This is a genomic window from Variovorax sp. J22R115 (genome assembly GCF_030317005.1).
In the GTDB taxonomy this organism is placed as follows: Bacteria; Pseudomonadota; Gammaproteobacteria; order Burkholderiales; family Burkholderiaceae_C; genus Variovorax.
This window is the reverse complement of sequence record NZ_JASZYM010000020.1, coordinates 48,580-67,654: the sequence shown is the minus strand read 5'-3', so window position 1 is coordinate 67,654 and position 19,075 is coordinate 48,580. Positions and strand designations below refer to the sequence as shown.

The window sequence follows — 19,075 nt, the reverse complement described above, 5'->3', positions numbered from 1 at the left end:
CGCTGGCTGCGCAGCGCAACAATGTTCGCGGAACGCCTCAACTCGGGTCCTGATCGCCCGGCCCGATATCGACACTCAATGTCGACGTCACGTCGGTCACACCAGCCACCTTCGCCAGCCGGGCCTGCGCCGACTTCGGCGCGCGACCGTGAACGACGCTGACGGCGTCGAGCACATCCGTCACCTCGAGACCCGCAGCCGCGAGTCGCTTGGCGATCGCGGCCGCATCGCTGCCAGGCTCGAGCGTGACGGTGAGGTCGATTTTTTTGCTGGGCATGCGCTTAGTCTACGCCTGCGCCCTCGCTCTTCTCCCACAAGTTGCCGAGGGCCCCAGGGTCATTCAGGCCGGCGCCTGCACAAGGCCTCGACCCACACGGGACGCCGCGAAGGGCAGCGGCTTGGCGGTCGCCAGCAGCTTGTTCCACAGCGCCTGGCCGCGCAGCGAGGTGCTCGTCTGCGCCCAAAGCGCGGCGCAGCCGGCGACGTGCGGCGTAGCCATGCTGGTGCCGCTCTTGATGGCATAGCGCTGCGGCATCGGCACGCTCGAGAAGACGTCGCGGCCGGGTGCGGCGATCTGGATCTTGCCGAAGTTGGAAAAGCTCGACGGTATCAGGTTCGGATCCAGCGAAGCGACCGAGAGGATCGTCGGCGAATTTGCCGGCGCGCCGGTTTGCGCTGCCGCATTGCCAGCCGCGGCAACGATCAGTAGGCCATTGTTCAGCGCCGCCTGTCCGGCGTTCGTGTACGCCGCCTGCACCGGGGCCTGCGAGCCCAGCGACATCGAGATCACTTGACACTTGTTGGCGATCGCCCAGTTCATGCCGGCGATCACGCTGCCTCCAACGCTGCTGCCGTTGTTGGCCAGCACCTTGCCCGCAAAGATCGTGGCGCGAAAGGCGATTCCGTAGCGTGGCGTGGTGCCGGCAGGTGCCTGCGGACCGCACGAGGTGCCAATGCAGTGCGTGCCATGACTGTGCAGGTCCTGCACCGGTTGGCCCACAAAGCTCTGCGAGAAGATGACGCGGCCGGCAAAATCCGGGTGGCCGAAGGCGAAGCCGGTGTCGAGCACCGCCACCTTGATACCCAGGCCGTTGCGCGAGCTCGGTGGTGCCTTGCAAGCGTTGAGGCCCCAGGTCGCACCCAGTACGGCCACGTCTTCCTCGGCCTGCTCTTCGGTGACCAAGCTGCCGAGGTCGCGTGCGATCGTCTCGGCTGCACTGAGGAAGCCGCGCAGGTAGTCGCCCGGCGCCCCATCGCTGAACACGAAGTACTCGGGTTCGACGATCTGCACGCTGGCGTCGTCGACGGTGGCCTCGGCGGTGTGCAATGAACGTTCGGCCGCCGCCGGCCCGCTTATCAGCGCGACGCCGACTTCAGCGAACATGACCGCATCGGCATCCCCCAGCGCGGACATTTCGATCGCCTGATCCTTGAAGTCGCGCGCATCTGCGGTGCGCATGCCGCGTGTCTTTAGGCTCTTGGCGCCGTCTTCCAGCGCACCGTCCTTGAAGGTCATCAGATAGCGCCCGGTTTCCAGGCTGTCACCGCCGCGTTCCTGTGCCGCGAGCAGCAACGATTCGACGCTGCTGCTCGCGGCCGCACCCTCAGGTGCCGCGGGCTTGGCGTTGCGTGTGCGAGGGGTGGGTCTCTTGGCCATATCGAATCTCCGTAGTGCAGGTGTCGGGGAGATTCAGTCTGATCTTGCCTGCTAAGACGAGCATCCTCTGGTTTGTGGGGAGGCGCCCGCACGTGCGACCATGACACTCATCGCTCGTCCACAGTCGGGCTCGCCCAACTTCGTCACTGGATCGGCCGGACCGGCATCAAGGTCGTAGCCCCTTGTTTTGGTGCAGAAAAAACGTGACGCATCAAGGTCATGTCGGAACAGGCCGCCGCTGATGCCACAGCGCTTGAGATCGTGACCCTCGCGCTCGAGCGCCCCGAGAATCCCACGTGTTGGGGATGCGATGTAGCGCGTTCGGGAGCTTAATTCGTTCAGCATGGCCCGAATCGGGCGCTGGAAAGTCAGGCGGCGTCGTGGACTCGTGAACTGAAGCTGTACGGCGTGTTGCAAGCATGCTCGGTCTGCGGTGACGACCGAGCGAAATGAACGGCTCGTCGTCGAGGCCTCGAGCCGGGCGATGACAACCCTAGCTTTCGAGAGCGATGCCGACCCAACTCGGCAAGAGGAGAACTCAGATGACCACGCCGCTGTACGTGCAAGAAACCGAAATCATCAAACTCTTGGCGTCGTTCAAGGGCTTTACCTACGGGTTCGCGTCCAAAGGCCAGGCGCCCCGCTATCCGTTTGATCTGCCCGGCATCGGCGTGCAGCTCGCCCCGCCGAAACAAAATGACTGCTCCACGTTCGTCGAGGCCTTGTTGGTCAAGGCCTGGGCCAATGTGCATGGCCGTGCCTTTGTGTGGAACATGGATCGTCACGAGAAGATGATGATCCAGGATCCGGACCATGTTTATTCGCCCGTGACCGCCGTGATCGAGGCATCCATGGCCAAGGCCGTCTCCAGCACCACCCGGCCGCCGCCTCCCTGGAGCCTTGTCCAGGGATGGACGACCCTGAAACCCCTCTCGGGCCATACGTTCCTGGTTGTCGCGGTTGATCCCGTCACGTCCCGGGTGCTCACCCTCGAATCCAACTTCACGTACGGTATGAGCGGTCCCGGTTGCAGGGAACTCGGAGACCTGGATTCCTTCACCAACCTGCATCCGGGCAAGGACTGGCCCAAAGACCCGAGCCTGTGGACCTGGTTGAAATTTGTCAGCACCTATCCCTACATGCAGCTGGCCCAACTCAACGTGCTCAACCCAACTTGGGCGGGTTCGGGAGGAGCTAGCACCGGGACACTGCCCGGGTACGGTCCGGGTCGGCCGGTCGACAAATCCGAGGCGGATCCGACCACCCTCCCAGTGCTGCAAAAAGGCGATCGCGGCGAGCACGTCGAACTCCTGCAGCGTGAGCTTGCCAAGCGCAATTTCGCGTCGACACCCGCCGACGGAGTCTTCGGGTCGAACACCGATGCCGCCGTGCGTGCCTTCCAATCTTCCCGCCGTCTGACCGCGGACGGCATCGTCGGCGAGAAGACGTGGACGGCTTTGCTGGGCTAACCCTGCGATAACTGCTGCAAGCTAGTGTCGTGAGATAGAAGGCGCGTCATCACCTTGAGGTACTCCTTCTGGAGGATGTCGCGGGAGCGACATTTCGTCCGCCCGCGGGTCTCACGGAGCGCGGACTCGACGTCTTGACGGACAAGGTGTCCGAAGTAGAAGGCATCATCAGGCGGCTGAGAGGTTTTCCTGGCCAGGCCTCAGTATCACGAGTTCCCGCCTGGGACGTGAGCGGGGCGTGGAGCAGGCACTGAACGGGTAGGACAGATGACGCTGGACGAAGTAGACCGTGAAACGCGGGCGCTGAAGACACGATTGCAGTCGCGGTGGCAAGGTCTCGATGGGGGCGCCATCGTGGCGCAGGTTGCGGCGGCCCTTGCGTGCAGGTAAGGCTTGGGGGGTGCACGTCGCCACCCTTCCTGACGTCGATGAGGTCATGAATGGACACGACCTGCGCGGCGTTCCGCTTGACCAGGCGGCGCCGAACAACGCAGACCTGAGAGCGGCAGAAATGGGCTTCGTCGAACTTCGCGGAGCCGTCCTGACAGGCGCTGATCTCCGCGGACCGGACCCGAGCCGTGCCGACCTGGCTGGCGCCAATCTTGCGGGCGCCATGCTGGTTCTGTCGAACCTAAATGGAGCAGACCTCTCCAACGCCAACCTGGCGGGTGCGGTGCTCACCGGAGCGAATCCTCAAGGCGCCGACTTCACGAACGCGGTCCTGAGGGGCGCGGTGCTGTTCGGCGCTCGGACTGATGGCGCGATCTTCGAGGACGCTGTCATGGACGGCGTTCATCGCTGTCGCTTCGCCGAGCCGATTTCGCCCTTGTCCTCAGCAGAACCTCCCGCCTGACCGCGGTCGCGGCAATGGGCGCACCCACCCGAACGTCAGGCCGTGGAACCGCGTCCGCCCCGGATGGGCGCGGCTCTTCGCCATGAGGCTCATGATGACCTCCGTGATCGCGTCCTTGAATCAATCAAAGCAGCTGCACGTCTTCCAAGCCTTGAGGGAAGGTACTCAGATTCCACGTCCTAACCCAAATTGCAACTGTTGTGTTGAGTAGACGATCCTGCTCATTGGCCCGATTGGGCTTTGACATCTCGCAGGCTCCTGGGGCATCGGCAAGGAAGAGCAACCGTGGCCAACTTCCTTCATTGTCAAGCTCGTATCCCGATCCGCAGGCCACGCTGACCTGCTCATGCAACCACGACGAAGCGCTTGCACATCGTTTGACCGATGCGTCGATCTCGCTTTGTCGTCGTTGATCCGCCGTCATAGATTGAAGATCTTGCCGATCTGAATGGCCTTGAATCTGAACAACGGCAATTGCTCCCGGCTCTCGTGCCACGGAAGCAATGCGGGAGACCCATGCTCACCAAGCAAATGTGCCATTCATTTATTGCAATCTCCTTGCGTCGGCCCACACGGTTTTTGAGAGCACAGACCGCAGAGTTATACAGAGACGAGGAGTCATATGCGTCCACGTTCCCGAAGATCGCTGTCCGCCTGGTTCGGCTTGTGAATCAGTTCGAAGAGCTTTGGCCTTTGCACCAAGTGATGGCCCTTTACCATCCAATAGCGCTGGCCCATTGCACTGTTGATAAACGCTCGGCGACGGTCTTCGCGCTGATAGCCGGTGACGTTCTTCAGGATCACGTAGCGAATATCTCCGCGCGGGCCCATGATCACCGTCGAGCCGCCGTGATAGGAGAAGGCAGGCTCCGTGGCGGTCGCCTTGACATGCCGCACCTGCGTGATCTCGCCGATCAGGTCGAAAACGATCTGGCCGTCAGGTCCGGCGCGTCGCGCCGAACGGATGGACTCGACGCAAGGCAAGTCGACGCCGTCGCCCTCGAGTCGACGATCACCGGACGGGACGAGCCCGAATTCGTTCATCCGCAAGGGATGCGTCGCATACGCCCCCAGCGCACACGCCTGTCGGTAGAGCTCAGCCGAGTCAACCGCGTGGCCTGGGTCTCCACTGAACTGGAGCCTTCGAAAGTGCAGTTCTTCGATCGGAGAAAGGGGCTGACGCGGCCCGCGCCACAGCAGGGCGTCCTCTGAGAGATTCGCAACCGAACGCGGATAAATATTCCGCCGACGGAATGCCTCGATCAAAGCACCCCGGTAGTCCCAGATGTCGTCGGGTACCACGTCGTAGTCCGCCGTGATGAGCGCGCGCAGATAGTCCCCGAAGTCCAGTCCCACAGGTGGGCAATAGTCGATGGCCCGGATGCAGATCGTAAGGAACTGGCTCGCCAGCTTGCTTGCCTTGTCCGCCAGAACGACTTGCAGGTCGTGCGGCAAGTCGCCGGGCGGCAGCACACCGCTTCCACCGGTCACCATGCGAATGTAGACCTCGATCTTTCTTTTGAAGACGGTGGTGAACGCTTCAAAGACCGCGCTCACCAGAACCGATCCCAATTCATGGCATTCCAGATTCTGGTCATACGCCCGCGGCTTTGATGTATCCGCCTCGATAGCACTGCGCAGGGGGCCATGCTGTCCTGTCGTGTGGCCAAACTGTTGAGCGAGCTGCGTCAGGAGACCTGCGTCCTCGAGTTCGCCCTTGCAACGGGCAATCGCGGTCAGTACCACCTCGCGATAGCTGAAGTGCTGGAAGATGGCGGCAAGGTCCGCAAAGGCCTCATGAAACGCGATGACATCTGGTCCCGTCGGAACGCCAAAGTGAGTACGCAGGCCATCCAGGAGCGCGTGAGTTACCTCGTGCGCAACAATGTCATGCGACAAGCAGGTGAAGACGAAGCCACCCGGAAGTGCCCCCCTGTCGGAACTGTCCTTGTCCGCCTCGAAGTACCCAAAGCGAATCTCGCCTTCGTCACCCGCCTTGGTGTAGTAGGCGTTGCGCATGTCGCTGTCGTGCACCCGAAGGATGAGCTTTGAAGGCGTGCGTTCGCTACCGAATCCCCAGGCGAGGTTGCGCCCCAGTGCCTTCCTGAAGGCTGAGTAGACATTGCTGCAGACCGCATAAACCATCTGCTGGTGGAAGCGCGGATCCGAAGGAGAGGGCTTGTAGCCGTTGCCGATCAGCACAACGCGGTCGTCGAGATCCGCCACGCGATAGGTTCGATCTGGATGCCCGTTGCTGCCGTCCACGGCAAAGAGTGAGCCCACTGGGCCAGGATCCAAGGGCTCGAAGGGCACATTGACTGTCGCAGTCGCCCCGTCCAGCTTGGGTACCGCAGGATCCATCGTGTAGATCCGAAGAGGGCGGTAGAGCGGATCGTCATCGGTCCTCTGATACGGCGCCACTGGCTGGCGCCGGACGGCCTCGCCAATCAGGAAGCGAATTCCTTCGCCCGGGCTGGCCGCCGCGGGCCTTCCCGGTGTCGGTGTCGCCTCTTCCTTCGAAGTATCTCGGCTCTGGGACTGGGCCGAGACCGAATCCGTCGTCGTGGCAGGTCCGCGATCGACTGGCGCAGTCATGGCGCGGCCTGGCGCGATGCAAGCGTCGTGACCGCCTCGCCCAAGGCAGCGATCGTGCGAAGGAGATCTTCGTCGCCGACCGCGGCCGGCTCGCCGCCTTGTCGACTCGTTTTGGCTGCTGAAGCGCCGCGCGGCAACAGCAGTCCCCATGCGCCGGTGTCCTTGGCACCATCGAGCATCGGATGCTGCCGCGGATTGGCGCCAAAGCCGGTGATCACTCGCTCAACGAATTGCTGGTTCGTCATCGCATCGATGCCCTGAGCAAGAACCCGTGTCGCCCGCACCGTGAATTCCCCGTGCCCCTGGCTCTCCCAGGCGACTTCGTGATCCTGGCACGCAGCGAACTTGACAACTCTCATCCTCTTGCCGCCGACGGCTCGCGTGCCGGCCTCATCGCTGAGGCCCTTGCGGAACTCGATGTGCGCTTGGATGACCTCGGGCGTCGGAACAATGAATCGCCTGCGCTCGTCAAGATCTCCTGCAGCGCCTCGTTGAGGCGCGCCCATGGCAAAGCGGGTGTTCGTGCCGGAGTGGCAGCAATCCATGAAGATGGTCAGGTTGACGCCCTCGGGCAAAGTAGCCAGGACCTTGGAGATGTCATCGTCGATGTAGAGCGCGCCAGACCCGAAATCCACAGGGCAGATGGCCTCGTCATTGCCGTCCTCTTCGTCGCCGTCGAGGTCCGGCATAAAGGTCCCATGGCCTGCGTACTGGAACACGATCACATCGCCTGCGCGACAGCCGTTGATCAGGGCTCGAAGATTCCTGTCAATCGCGGCACGTGTTGCACCTTCGTTGGTCAACATGGAGGTCTCGAAACCGAGAGTTTTCAGGGCGCCGGCCCACGCATTCGCATCGGCGACGCATCCCGCCAACGCATAAGGTCCGGGATAGCGATCGATGCCGACACACAACGCCATGCGACGACTGGCGCCGCTTGCCGGTCGATGGGTGCCGGCAGACAGGGCGAACAATGATCCTTGCGACCCCATGGCTTGGACGCCCGGTGAAGTCATGGCAATGGCTTCTGGGGCGCGCAAGGCCGCCAGTTCAGGCGGCAGGTCGTACTCCTGAATCCAGGGTCTGCCGGCACCCAGATCGCGTGAACCTCCGTAGTCGACGATCGTGTCCGCGTCATCCTTGGCGAGCACGCGTCGCAGGACGCTGTTCATGGTCGGGGCGTCATCGTCGAACCCTCCGTGCGACGTAGAGGTGCTTGCGCTGCGCCCTGTATCGCCCTGCGTCACCGCCCACACGACCTCGCCGTCCGCCACGCCACCGTCGAGACCACACAGCTTCTTGAGATCCTTGTCACCCCGCAGCGATTCCTCGAGGCCCAGGATCGGCGTCTTGCGGCGATCCTCGAGCGCGTAGTAGATCAGGTAAAGAAGCGACTTGCGGTAGGTGCCTGCGCAATTGTCGCCACGCTCGAAATCCCTTTTCATTGTGAAGATGTAGAGCTTGTCGATCCCCTTTCCTGGCCCTATGGCGTTGAGGAGTTTGTCCTTGAAGGTATCGACACGAATGGCTGGCGCCAGAAAGCTACCCGTCTTGAACGAAGGAACGCCAAGTGCATGGGCGGTCGCGACAAAGTAGGCAAGGAAGATCGATCCAGCGCTGTGGCCGACAGCATGCAGTTCGATCGCACCGGGATCTGAATCGCAGAAGGTCTTGAGCTTCGTCGCGGCATAGTGGGCCCCGCCGTTGATTTGACCATTTGGACTTGGAGGATCCACGGCGTGCTCCGCACTAGACTTCATGCCGCCCCAAATGCGCGGCCCCTGCAGTGCTCGTGCCGTTGCTTCGATCACCGGGTCAGTCGTGAAGTCGAAGACATCGCGCGCCCCCGGCTGCCGCGCGCGAGTGAGCAATTGGCCGATGGTTTCGAAGAGGCCTGTCTCCCAGATGAAATAGATCGGGTAGACATCGTTCTTCATCCACCAATCTATGTGCTTGAACGCCACCTGGAGCCCGCTGGACTCGGAAACCAGTCCGCCGTGCAAATAGATGAGAAGCTTCAGCTTGCGGCCTGCCGCCTTCGCTGCAGCCAACGCGCTTGGAAGGTGGCTCTCGAAGATCGCATCCACGTCTGTAGACGTCGTGGAGACCTCGCCCTCGTCTGAGAATCTTCCTGAGCGCAGGTTGATAAGGTGCGGACGCATGGTTGCGACCTGACCAGCGCTGAGACCCGAATCGCGTGCCGCTGCCTCCCCCGGGGCGCCTCCGGTGGCGGAGTCAAGCGCTTCCAAACCGTGTTCATGGTGCGAGAGTTCCGCGTCACCCGGCTCGGCGACGGCGAGCGCTGTTCGACTTGCGCCCTTCACCAGTTCGGCCAGTGCCAGGTCGGGCTCATCCGGAAAAGGCCTCTTGCTGGCGGCAGAGCCGCGCGTTTTGGGGGCGGCAGCCACTGCGTGCCTTGCTGCCTCGACGCGACTGACGATCTCTTCATAGTCGAGACTGCTGCCTGGGCACGACTTCGGCGACATTGAGTTGTGGAACTTCAACGAGCGCGTTTGCAGATCAAAGCGCTCCTGGATCGCTGCAATCACCGAGATGACCGCATCGCGTTGAGCCCCGTCGAAGGGATCGCAATCCTTGTCGAAGTTGCCGATCATCTCGAACATGAAGGGACCGACTGCGCTGTTGCCATTGAACCCGGAGGCGCTGGCTGGCGCGTTGTTCCAGTTGCGTCCGAGCCAGATCTCTCCGTTGGGATCGATCGTGATGTGCTGTGCGATGTCGCTCCAGTGGTTCTCCTGCGTATGGAAGCGCCACATGGAAACGATCGTCTCATGCCCTCGAAAGTCCTTGCGTTCGGGCTTCCAGGTGTGGTGCATGTGAACGGAATCGATGTGGCGCGTGAACGGGAACTTCGCGAGAAGCTCCCGAAACTGCGGCACACTGAGGCGTTTGAAGGTCGGAGTTGCCATCGTGTCTCTCCTCGTGCAGTGAGTTGACGCCTGCGATCGACTGAGACACTCCCTGTGGGCGGCGCGCTTCCTGCCGTCGGCGAATGTGGTTCGCCGTATCCCTCACTCAATCGACCCGATGTCACCCTGCACGATGTTGGGTGAGCGCTGTCATGGCAACCCCAATGTGGAGGATGTTGATGAATGCAAAAGTCAGGTACCTTGAGTTCGGACTGGCAGGAGGGCGCAATTGAACCCTCGCCGATCGCTGGTCGTCCTGGTCATCCCAACAGTTGGTGGTGCGAAAGGCTTGCGCCTGGAACAAGATGGCGATAGACGAGCAGAGTCAGAATGGCGCGGTCCGACGTCATCGGAGCGATCGCCGAAGCTTCGGAATGCGACGCTGTCGTTCTTATCAATGACGCCTCACAGAAGGAGACCCAAGTGACGACCTATATGGCAAAGCAATCTCAGTTGGTCATTCAGTACAAGTTGCCTCACGACATGATGATCTATGGAGCGCACCCGACCGATGTTGTCGCCATGAACGCTGCGGCGGCGGAGGGGAAGGGGACCCCTGCAACGATCGCTCCATTTGATACCAAGGTCATTGAACCGGGCCAATCCTGGGAATTGCCTTCGGGCGCTAAGGTCATAAGAACATACGAGCAAGGCATCGCCACCTGACCCTGAGTGAGTTCGTCCAACAGAAGTCAGATTAAGCAGCTGAGAGTGACGTCCCCCCGCTGGCCTCCGTGGTGGCGTGAGCCGCTTGTCTGACGAGACAGTCGCGGAGACGCGCTGCGTGACTGGGCGGCCCGAAGCGGTCTAGGCCTTTCGACCGACCTCCGTATGTGTCGATCCCCCGGCACAATTCGACCTCCCAAGCCGCAAATTCGTGATGCTGCAACCCGAAGCGCTCGACTATTTTCATCAACCCGAGGTCTGTAACGCTCCGCCGACGGGAACGCCGGCAAGCCCCGCGTTGGCCGCCGTGCGTCCTGCGCACTGGCCACCGCATAAGGAGCTCACGAATTTGCAGCTCCAGCGACTTGGTTTCAGGCGAGGGCGCAATCTCCCGGTCTCCACACCCGACCTCGAGCATCCGAGCGACAGTCAGGTGGCGTTTGTCCTCTCTTGCCCCGGTAAGGAGGAGGCCAGGCACGGCCGCCCGACCACCGGCACCACCGGCTACAACCTGGCGCAACTGCTCGACGCGCTCAGGAAGGAGGCCAAAGAGAGCCCGCTTCTCAGCGCGTGTGGCATCGAGCCGGCGTCGCTCCACCGCGGGCGCGTCACGATTGCCAACGCCTGGCCCGAACCACTGTGGAGGAGGCTGGAACACCCGCGCATCGAGGCGACCAAGGAAGAGATCCTGCGTCCCGACAATCTCCAGAGACTCGCCTCCACCCTGAAGTCGCACCGCTTCATTGTGCTCTGCGGCGAAAAGGCTGACACTGCATTCGAGGCGATCGAGCGGCACCGACTGCTGACCCACCGCCCAACCGTGGTCCGAATCGTCCACGTGGGCGGCCGCGGCCTCGACAGCGTACTCAAGTGGAAGGGAATTCCCCACGTCGACCGCCTGAAGCTGCTCGCGCAGAAAATCGCCCTCCATCCCGCCGAGGCGCTGACAGATCGGCCGCGGCTTGGTTCGACACCGGCCAGGACAGCACCCGGTGGCTGTACCGGGTCATGACCGCCGCAAGGCAAGGCATCGAACCTCATGCGACAGTAGGGCGGCGTTCTAGAACGGAACCACAGGTCGGCCGCTGAAGACTCGTTTGATATTCCACTCAGTGACGCGGAGTACGAGGAGCCTATTCAGTTGGCGGCCGAGGATCTGGAGAAATGAGGAGCCCATGAGCATCATCTTCATCGAGGGCATCGTGGGCTCTGGAAAATCGTCCACCGCTCATCAGCTTGGCTTGCATCTAAGGAAGTTGGGCCGCACGACGCAGTGGTACTTCGAGCATGATTCTCATCACCCCATCTACCCCGCCGGGCACGCCCCGAACTACGATTGTGAACTCTCGCGCGGCCAGCAGGTCGACATCCGCCGCAGTGTGCTTTCGCGCTGGAAAGTGCTGGCCGAATCCATTTCTCGAACGAAAGAAGTCGTCATTCTCGAGGGCGGCTTCTTCCAAACCGTGATCGACCATTTTCTGCTACTGAATCTGGGCTTCGAGGACGCGATAAATCATATCTCGGAGGTCGAGAGCCTCGTTGCGTCGCTAGATCCGGCGATGATTCTTCTCTACCAAGAGGACGTCGATGCCGCTCTGAACAGAATCTTGTCGGAACGCAGCGCCGCCTATGCCGACTACTTAGTGAACATCTACAAGCAGAGCCCCTTTGGGCGTGCGCACGGCATCTCCGGATATCCGGACGTCATCGAGGCAATTGCGGCAACCCGGCAGGTCAGGGATGCCATTTTCGAGAAGTTGCGCATGCGCAAGCTGTCCATCGATAACAGTCTTGGCGATTGGAGACGCTATTACGACGCGATCACAGACTTCCTCGCCTTGCCGCCGATGAACTTTCCGTCCGATCTTCCCGGGAAAGTCGAGATGCTCGTCGGGAATTACCACAGCGCCGAATCTAACGCGCAGTTTTGTGTGTTCGCGCTCGACAACGCGTTGTATTTTTCCAGCGAAGCCCGTCTGCGATTGGTTCCTAAGTCAGGAAGCGAGTTCTATCTCCTCGGCACGCGATGGTGGGTGACGTTCGAAACCAACGACCGCGGGGTGGCGTATGCCTTGAAGCTTTTTGGGGATGAATCGGCGCCTCTGGAGGCCTGGAGGCAAATCTGAGCGGGTCCGCAAGCGGGAGCCTCGAGCGTTTCAATGCGACATCGCGCCGCTCGGCAGGTTCTTCGATAGCATCCCCTTGCCGATCACGGCGGCCTGGATATCAGGGTTGCTCAGGTAGACACGGTCAGCCGCGACTGCGGGGTTCGGATGCAGCAGCGAGACGGCCATCGCCACCAGCGAAAGTGCACTCGTCAACCCAAACAGGCAGCGCGAAGAGAGTTTCATGGCCATGCTCCGGTGGAGTGAATCGCGCCGGGTGCGCGATGTCAGTGACCACGATGTTAGGCGTCCGCTTCTGTTTGGCGGAGTACGCAGTGCACAGGGCCGATGTGACTTCGATCACTCTGCCCAGGTTGATGGCATCGACATGAACGCTTTCTAGACTAGCGGGAACCTGGCCGCCTCGTTGGCAACGAGAAGACGAGATGGGTGCCCCGCTGAGGGGCCGAGTGAATCTTGAGTTCACCCCCAACGCGGGAAGCCCGCCAACGCATGTTCGCGACGCCATGGCCGCGGCCGATCGATCCATGGTCACTGAATCCGGATCCGTCGTCGGTGATCTCGATTCGCACACGCCCCAGATCCGTCGGGTCAACGCCGGCCGACACGACGATCTGGCGTGCCGCTGCATGCTTGAGCACATTGGCGAAGGCCTCCTGAAGGATCCGCTGTACCTGCAGTGCCTCCTCGGCCGTGACCGCCACGCTCGGCAGGCCGTCGACGTCCCAGCGGAGCGCGATGCCTGCCGCATCCAGGCGTCCCTGCAGTCGATATCGCAAGGTGGCGAGCACCGTGGCGAGGTCGTCGTGGTCAGGCTGCAGTGAGTCGACGGCCATCCTCATTTCGTCGAGGGCCATCTGCACATGGTCATGCAGTTCTGCTCGGTCAGGCACGGTCTTGCTCACGACGTTGAGCAGACCCACCAGTTGCGAGCCGACCCCGTCGTGAATTTCCCGCATCATTCTCTGGCGTTCCAGTAACACCGCTTGCTCCTCCTGCTGCTGGCGAAGCAACTCGAAGGCGCCGCGAAGTTGGGTCTCGCGTTCGGCCACTTGGTCCTTGAGCGTGGCATTGAGCTGGCGGTAGTCACGCACCGTCCGGCTATAGCGATCCACGACCAGCGCGCCGAGGATCACGACGAAAAGGAACATCGCCGTCGGCGTCAGTGCAAAGGTTGCGCCGCCTGCGAGACCCATGCGGATCAAGAGGAGGTCATGGGCGCCGGCAGCAACTGCCAGGGTACCGGCAAGCAGCAAGGCCCAGGCGACAACGGTTTTCTTTCTGAGTGCTTCCTGGACGACGACGGGAACACAGGCCATGCTGACCAGCTGCAACAGCAGCAACGCGGACGTCCACAGTGCGGGTTGTCCCCTCGCGAACGAGATGCACGCCAACAAGACCGCCCCGGCGAGACATGCATAGAGCGTTGCGATCAGCCAACGGGGTCTCAACTCCAGCACCAGGAAGACGAACCGAACGATCAGCGCGATGTGGACGGCATAGCTCACCGCGACAATGGCGCCCCACAGCGGCCACGGCACCGGGACGTCGATCCAGGCGCGGTCGAGGTTTCTGACGGCGCCCGACAAGGCCGCCAGGCTGAAGCAGCCATACAGTTCGTCGCGCTGGCGCAGCCAGAGTCCGGCGGAGAGGCCTCCCATCAGAAGCAGGCCGGCGGCATAGAAAGCCGCCGCCGTCCCCCGCCATCGTTGGTGAGACCGCTGGACCTCGGCGAGATCCGCGGCATACCCGAACCGAACGGGACCAAGCCCACCGCCACGCTGGCGCTGCATGGTGGCGACCAGACGCAAATCGTGGGGAACTTGGCCCGGACGCGCCGCCGCCGGCAACGACACCAGATGAAACGCCTTGGAGGCGTCGAGATGCGGGTTGCTCAGCTCGCCAAGTCGTGCGACAAGGAATCCGTCGACGTAGACATCCATCTGGTTGCCGGAGTTCTCGAGCAGCAGGGCGAGGGGCGGGCGCTCGCCTTCGACCATTGGAAGCGCCGGCAGGGTGAGGAAATAGATCGCTCGCCCATCCCGACCGGGGTAGGCTGCGTCCCATCGAAAGGGAAGCGACACTTCTCGCGTCACCGCCTCAGCACCCGCTGGCTGCAGTTGCGCACGAGCCGACCGTAGCGAGACGGGCTCGAACGCCTGGCCGGCCATCGCGGACGCGACCAGCCACAGTGCCAGGGCGGCCGCCCATCGGCCCGCTCGACTAGGGCAGCAGGCCCAACTGGCGAGCCTCGAAGATCGCTTCGGATTTGTTGTGCACATCCAGCTTCCCGTAGATGTTGCGAATATGGGTTTGCACCGTCGAGACCGCGATGTGCGTGCGATCTGCAACCTCTTGGTAGGTGAAGCCACGCGACACCAGGTCGAGGACGTCGTACTCCTTGGGAGACAGTCTCTCGCCCAGGCTCGAGGGTCGGAGCATCGCATCAGTGCGACTTTCCGGCCTTGGGGGGGCACCATCGCGGGGCTTGGGCACCGAGCGGCTCATTGCGGCATTGGGCGCAACGCTCGGGATGGAGGGGGTCTGATCAGATTGCCAGCGCCTCAGAAGTTGCCTGGCGATGATCGGCGAGAGCGGCGAGCCCCCGGCGCGAAGTTCACGGATGTGCATGGCCAGAACATCTTCGCTGCCGTCCTTGAGCAGATAACCGTTGGCGCCGGCCTCGAAGGCCTGCAGCATATGGAGTTCATCGCCGAAGATGGACAGCACCATTACCGCACACGCGGGCTGAATGCGGCGGCACTGCAGGATGACCTCCAGGCCAGGAAGGTCGGGCAGCCCGAGGTCCACGAGCAGCACATCGAGCGGCTGGACGGCCAGATAGTCGATCGCCTCATGAGCCGTCGCGGCCGCCAGCACCAGTTGCAGGTCCGAATCCGCATCGATCAGGCGCGCGATTCTCTCGCGAGTCTGCGAATCGTCTTCAACGATGGCGATCAGCGTGCTGGCCATGGATGATGCGTCCTGAAGTGAACCATGATCCGGAAATCGGTACCCCGCAAGCGAAAAGCCCTGTGCGTGCCATTGAGGGTCTGCGCATCGTAGCGATGCTCGGGTAGCGACGCCACCTAATTTCGAGACCGCGCTATCGTGACAAATCGCATTGGCGAGTGATATGAAGAATCGGACTGGCGCCGGCCAAGATCGACCGGCGCCCGTTTGCACAGAGAAGGATGCAGAGACCAGATCCTCGCATTCGCTCAATCCCCCGTCTGAGGGAAGTCGCCGGACTCGCTCGATGCCGCCGCAAGCACGCGCACCGGCGATTGCCTCGCGTTCGCGTAGACCGCGGGAGCAAGTTGATTCATCGTCAAGCCGGTCTCGTTGGCCGCGAGCATGTCGCCCATCAGCATGGCTTGCGCAAGATCGGCCTGCGCCTGCGCCCTTGTCTTTCCGTACACCGGCGGGTCGGCCGGGTAGAAGCGAGGGGACAGGCGCTTGAATGGCGCGCCGTGCAAACCGTAGAGGTCGCCGCTCGCGGTCGCGCGCACGAGTTCAGCCACGACCGTCGCGCGCTCGGCGGTGACTACTACCGCAGAGCGATTCGCTGCATTGTCGTCGGCGTACGAATAGTCGGCCATCGCGCGTACTGCAACCGTCATCAGTGCCGCCATCATCAGTGCTTTGTTCATGACCATCTCCTAAGGTTTGTTGATGTCCTCGAAGCACCCATTGCCTCGAATGACAGCCCAAGCGTAGGCAGGGATCGATGCGACCGCATCCAGCGTTCATGGGGTCGGCGGATGCAATGCCTCCTCATGTTTGGGGATGCACCTCGAGCGCAACCGCGCACTAACATGCCCAGCCCCAGCGCTCCTCTCGAAGCCACACGCTCGCTGCCAAGTCCGGGAAAAGGAAGAGGTCATGAAGATCGCGATGACGTCATGCGTGGTGCGGAGAACCACAAGGTCAACCCCCAAGTCGTCTGGGGCCAGCTCGCTGACCACGCACCCGACTATCTCTTTCTCCTTGGAGACCAGATCTACATGGATTTCTGGCCGCATCTGGGTGAACCCGAGACCTGGAGCGAGGAGAAACTCGAACAGGTCATGCGCCGAAAGTATCTGACGCAATGGGAAGATCCCGGGTGCAGCGCGCTCTTCGCGCAGTTGCGATCGCACCAAGACCAGGACGGAGGCGTCTACGCGACCTGGGATGACCAAGATTTTGCTTGGAACAACGCCAACGGCGTCGATGTGTCCATGGCAAAGAAGTCCATTTCGCGCCGGGTTTTTGCAGAACGCTGGCAACTCGACCTGCCGCAGGTAGGGGATGGGATCGACTACGCGGTTCCCCTGTGGGATGGCGGCATCAAGATCGGGAAGGCCATCTTCCTCGACACGCGGTGGTACCGCGAAGAGGAGGGCGATGAGCAGGCCTTGCTCAGCGAGACCCAGTTCCAGTTTCTCGAAAGCGAACTCGCAGGCTGCACCGGCCTCACATTGATCTGCGGAGGAACGCCGATGCGCGCCAAAGGCAACGGATGGGTAGCCTATCGGCGTGACTACCGGCGCTTCATGGACATCCTCGGGGATCGAAAGGCCATCTATCTCACCGGCGACATCCACGAGAATGCCTTCTTGCCGCCGTCCTCTGGCACCAAGCTCTACGAGATCGTCTGTTCCGGAGCGGCCATCGTCAAATCCAAGGCGATCGGCCGATGCCAGAACTACGCGATCCTCGATGTCTCCTCGGACTTCTTGACGGTGTCGCTGTTCGATCGGCGCGGTTCCCAGGCCTTTAGGATTGCCTTGGACGATTCTCATGCGAGTAACTCGAGTAAGCGTTCGCGGCGGTCGACGCCTGGGCGCTATACCGATTGCGGCATGAAATGGATCGTTGTCGAGAGAATCGAACATGCCTCGAATCGCAGCGATGGCAAATGCTTGGCAACAACAACTCTCAAGCGCTTGCCGACTTCGCAGCAGTCGCACTCACTTCAGTGCCACAACGGCCTTTCGCGCCAAGTTGCAGGTGAATACCCCCAAAGAATGGTTTCTGATCGGCCCGGCCGAATCCACGACGCTGTAGCGGTAGCCGGTCATCTCCGGATCGACTTCGGAAGGCTTGAAGAAGACACTCTGCAAGGAGCGTAGCAATGCAAGGATCTCAGAGCGTTCATAGATGCGCTCGATGGTCAGTCCTATTGCGTTGGACCCCCTGAGATCTTCTCGGACGGAGAAGTAGCCCGTGACCGGAGAAGGGTGAAAGGCATACACCACAGAAACTGGCGGCACGACACCTTTTCGGTCGAGCGCGTATGCAAATTGCTGGGCAAGTCCGCCGCCCAATGAGTGGCCCGTCGCAACCAGGGTGGGGGTCTTGCCGATGCCGCCGCTCCGGCCGACGCGAATGTTGAACTGCGACACGAAGTCGGGAATCAAGTCCTTCACGACGTTGGTGTACTGGTCTTCGTGAAATGGAATGAACCAGCGGAAGTTGGCCATCCAGTCATTGCGATTCTCGAAAACCGTTCCGCCAAACGTCACGACGACCTCCGGCGGATCGGTCCTTTGCCACACTTCGACGCGAAGGTGCGAATCGACGATTTTCCGCATCACAGCCGGAGAGGGGAAGTTGGGCCAGCGCTCCCACCTGGAATTCCTGAGTTCGGTCTCCGGGTCCGGACATACCTCCTTGATGCTGGCTACCTTCGCCTCAGCTGCGACGCCGCCATCTGTCATTTCGTAGGACACGAAGCTCAACCTAGCGTAGTCCAGGTGCCGATGAGCCTGAGGCTGCACGTCGACCAGAAACTTGATCGTTCTGGCGCCCGGCGGACGCACGGCGACCTCCGCCTCGGTTTGATTGAAAGAGACGCAGCCCGCGCAAATCAGGGCGAGTGCGAATACGAGAAATCGCATCGATGCAACGGACAAGGGGCACCTCCAATCATGTGCGATGCTTATGCCCCCACGACTGCCCGTCCGCATCAGCAAAATGAAGGATGCTGTCGGTCTCCATTTGGAAGAGGAGTCCTTTGGTGGATCAACATGATCGAGCAAGACCATCAAGTCGTGAAGTCACGCATCGAGCCCATGCTCGGCTTCAAGGTCTTCGAGCGCGCCGCGGTGACGCTTGCCGGGGTGGAGTTGCTGCATCGAATCCGCAAGGGCAGTTCAATCTTCGGCGCCAAGCCGCGCCCGCGATTTGGAACGCGGCGCCTTCGGCCTGACCGGCGCACGCACCCGCCGAGGGCGCTCGGCTGAAAAGACTTGCACCACTCCCTGTGACGTCCAACGCCGCTGTTGGCCCGGGTGTCAATCAGCCCTCAGACACGACTGCGAGGACTCAATGACTGTCGCCCGGATGGACTAGATTAGCTCCGTGGTGCCACCCGTCGGCACCCCTTGCCCCGATTTGTAGGTCCCGGCTTCGACGAGCGCCACCGCGATGGTGTTCGTATTGGCATACGCATTGGTGGCATCGGTAGTGAAGGCTCCCGATTCTTCGTGACTCGGATGCGGCCCACTCTGCTTGCGGTAATAGGTGATTGCCGGGAGTACGCCTGAACTCATCTTTTGAACCATGTATAAAGCCATGATCGTGTCCTTATCGATTGAGGGTTGAAATGTTGGCGGCGCAACTGACTGCATTCGCTTGCGCGACGCGGTCACGTAGCAGCAAACGGTCATCCGGGTCCGGAAAGAAGCCTGCCATTGCCATGAACGCTGTGGAGGTCTTGTAGTTCCGGTCCTTGTCTTGCATCTTGATTCTCTATTCCACGGTAGCTCCTCGTCGATGTATGCACCCGCGTC

The 19,075-nt window shown here is 61.6% G+C and carries 16 protein-coding genes and 1 pseudogene; 7 read left to right on the top strand and 10 right to left on the bottom strand.

The window, feature by feature from the left end:
• Positions 1 to 37: 37 nt before the first annotated feature.
• Both QTI04_RS28905 and QTI04_RS28900 read right to left on the bottom strand, forming a co-directional pair.
• Positions 38 to 277, bottom strand: coding sequence for a hypothetical protein (locus tag QTI04_RS28905; protein ID WP_286618653.1), 240 nt, complete (start codon positions 275 to 277; stop codon positions 38 to 40).
• Between the two features lie 63 nt (positions 278 to 340).
• Positions 341 to 1,657: a S8 family serine peptidase gene (locus tag QTI04_RS28900; RefSeq protein WP_286618652.1), complete on the bottom strand. Its 1,317-nt coding sequence runs from the start codon at positions 1,655 to 1,657 to the stop codon at positions 341 to 343.
• 542 nt (positions 1,658 to 2,199) lie between these two features.
• Here QTI04_RS28900 and QTI04_RS28895 point away from each other — a divergent pair.
• Positions 2,200 to 3,126, top strand: coding sequence for a peptidoglycan-binding protein (locus QTI04_RS28895; RefSeq protein ID WP_286618650.1), 927 nt, complete (start codon positions 2,200 to 2,202; stop codon positions 3,124 to 3,126).
• Positions 3,127 to 3,466: 340 nt separating this feature from the next.
• Positions 3,467 to 3,979 (top strand): pentapeptide repeat-containing protein, encoded by a 513-nt coding sequence (locus QTI04_RS28890; protein ID WP_336621916.1) that lies wholly within the window; start codon positions 3,467 to 3,469, stop codon positions 3,977 to 3,979.
• Positions 3,980 to 4,597: 618 nt separating this feature from the next.
• Here QTI04_RS28890 and QTI04_RS28885 read toward each other — a convergent pair.
• A complete protein-coding gene (locus QTI04_RS28885; RefSeq protein WP_286618647.1) occupies positions 4,598 to 6,574 on the bottom strand; it encodes a hypothetical protein in 1,977 nt (658 codons plus the stop codon).
• Positions 6,571 to 9,411, bottom strand: coding sequence for a caspase family protein (locus QTI04_RS28880; RefSeq protein WP_286618681.1), 2,841 nt, complete (start codon positions 9,409 to 9,411; stop codon positions 6,571 to 6,573). The genes QTI04_RS28885 and QTI04_RS28880 overlap by 4 nt, the downstream gene beginning before the upstream one ends.
• Positions 9,412 to 9,834: 423 nt before the next feature.
• Between QTI04_RS28880 and QTI04_RS28875 the strand changes: the two genes are divergently transcribed.
• The 3 genes from QTI04_RS28875 (at position 9,835) to QTI04_RS28865 (ending at position 12,296) form a co-directional block, all read left to right on the top strand.
• The gene (locus QTI04_RS28875) at positions 9,835 to 10,170 is read left to right on the top strand and encodes a hypothetical protein (RefSeq protein WP_286618646.1); all 336 of its coding nucleotides are present in this window, start codon (positions 9,835 to 9,837) and stop codon (positions 10,168 to 10,170) included.
• Positions 10,171 to 10,384: 214 nt separating this feature from the next.
• On the top strand, positions 10,385 to 11,182 hold the full coding sequence (locus QTI04_RS28870; RefSeq protein ID WP_286618645.1) for a hypothetical protein: 798 nt from the start codon (positions 10,385 to 10,387) through the stop codon (positions 11,180 to 11,182).
• 163 nt (positions 11,183 to 11,345) lie between these two features.
• Complete coding sequence (locus QTI04_RS28865; protein WP_286618643.1) at positions 11,346 to 12,296, top strand: hypothetical protein; 951 nt, start codon at positions 11,346 to 11,348, stop codon at positions 12,294 to 12,296.
• 30 nt (positions 12,297 to 12,326) lie between these two features.
• Here the strand turns inward: QTI04_RS28865 and QTI04_RS28860 are convergent, their stop codons facing one another.
• The 4 genes from QTI04_RS28860 to QTI04_RS28845 form a co-directional block, all read right to left on the bottom strand.
• Positions 12,327 to 12,521: a hypothetical protein gene (locus QTI04_RS28860; RefSeq protein ID WP_286618642.1), complete on the bottom strand. Its 195-nt coding sequence runs from the start codon at positions 12,519 to 12,521 to the stop codon at positions 12,327 to 12,329.
• 158 nt (positions 12,522 to 12,679) lie between these two features.
• Positions 12,680 to 14,296: an ATP-binding protein gene (locus QTI04_RS28855; protein ID WP_286618641.1), complete on the bottom strand. Its 1,617-nt coding sequence runs from the start codon at positions 14,294 to 14,296 to the stop codon at positions 12,680 to 12,682.
• Between the two features lie 223 nt (positions 14,297 to 14,519).
• Positions 14,520 to 15,269 (bottom strand): response regulator transcription factor, encoded by a 750-nt coding sequence (locus tag QTI04_RS28850; RefSeq protein ID WP_286618639.1) that lies wholly within the window; start codon positions 15,267 to 15,269, stop codon positions 14,520 to 14,522.
• 248 nt (positions 15,270 to 15,517) lie between these two features.
• The gene (locus QTI04_RS28845) at positions 15,518 to 15,949 is read right to left on the bottom strand and encodes a hypothetical protein (protein WP_286618637.1); all 432 of its coding nucleotides are present in this window, start codon (positions 15,947 to 15,949) and stop codon (positions 15,518 to 15,520) included.
• Between the two features lie 165 nt (positions 15,950 to 16,114).
• On the opposite strand from QTI04_RS28845, the gene QTI04_RS28840 reads away from it, so the two are divergent.
• Both QTI04_RS28840 and QTI04_RS28835 read left to right on the top strand, forming a co-directional pair.
• On the top strand, positions 16,115 to 17,413 hold the full coding sequence (locus QTI04_RS28840) for a hypothetical protein (RefSeq protein ID WP_286618636.1): 1,299 nt from the start codon (positions 16,115 to 16,117) through the stop codon (positions 17,411 to 17,413).
• Between the two features lie 894 nt (positions 17,414 to 18,307).
• Positions 18,308 to 18,433, top strand: a pseudogene (locus tag QTI04_RS28835) (DDE-type integrase/transposase/recombinase); the annotation flags it as partial.
• Positions 18,434 to 18,631: 198 nt separating this feature from the next.
• Here QTI04_RS28835 and QTI04_RS28830 read toward each other — a convergent pair.
• Both QTI04_RS28830 and QTI04_RS28825 read right to left on the bottom strand, forming a co-directional pair.
• The gene (locus QTI04_RS28830) at positions 18,632 to 18,859 is read right to left on the bottom strand and encodes a hypothetical protein (protein WP_286618635.1); all 228 of its coding nucleotides are present in this window, start codon (positions 18,857 to 18,859) and stop codon (positions 18,632 to 18,634) included.
• Positions 18,860 to 18,869: 10 nt separating this feature from the next.
• Entirely contained in the window at positions 18,870 to 19,025 is a 156-nt protein-coding gene (locus tag QTI04_RS28825) for a hypothetical protein (protein WP_286618634.1), read from the bottom strand.
• Between the last annotated feature and the right edge of the window lie 50 nt (positions 19,026 to 19,075).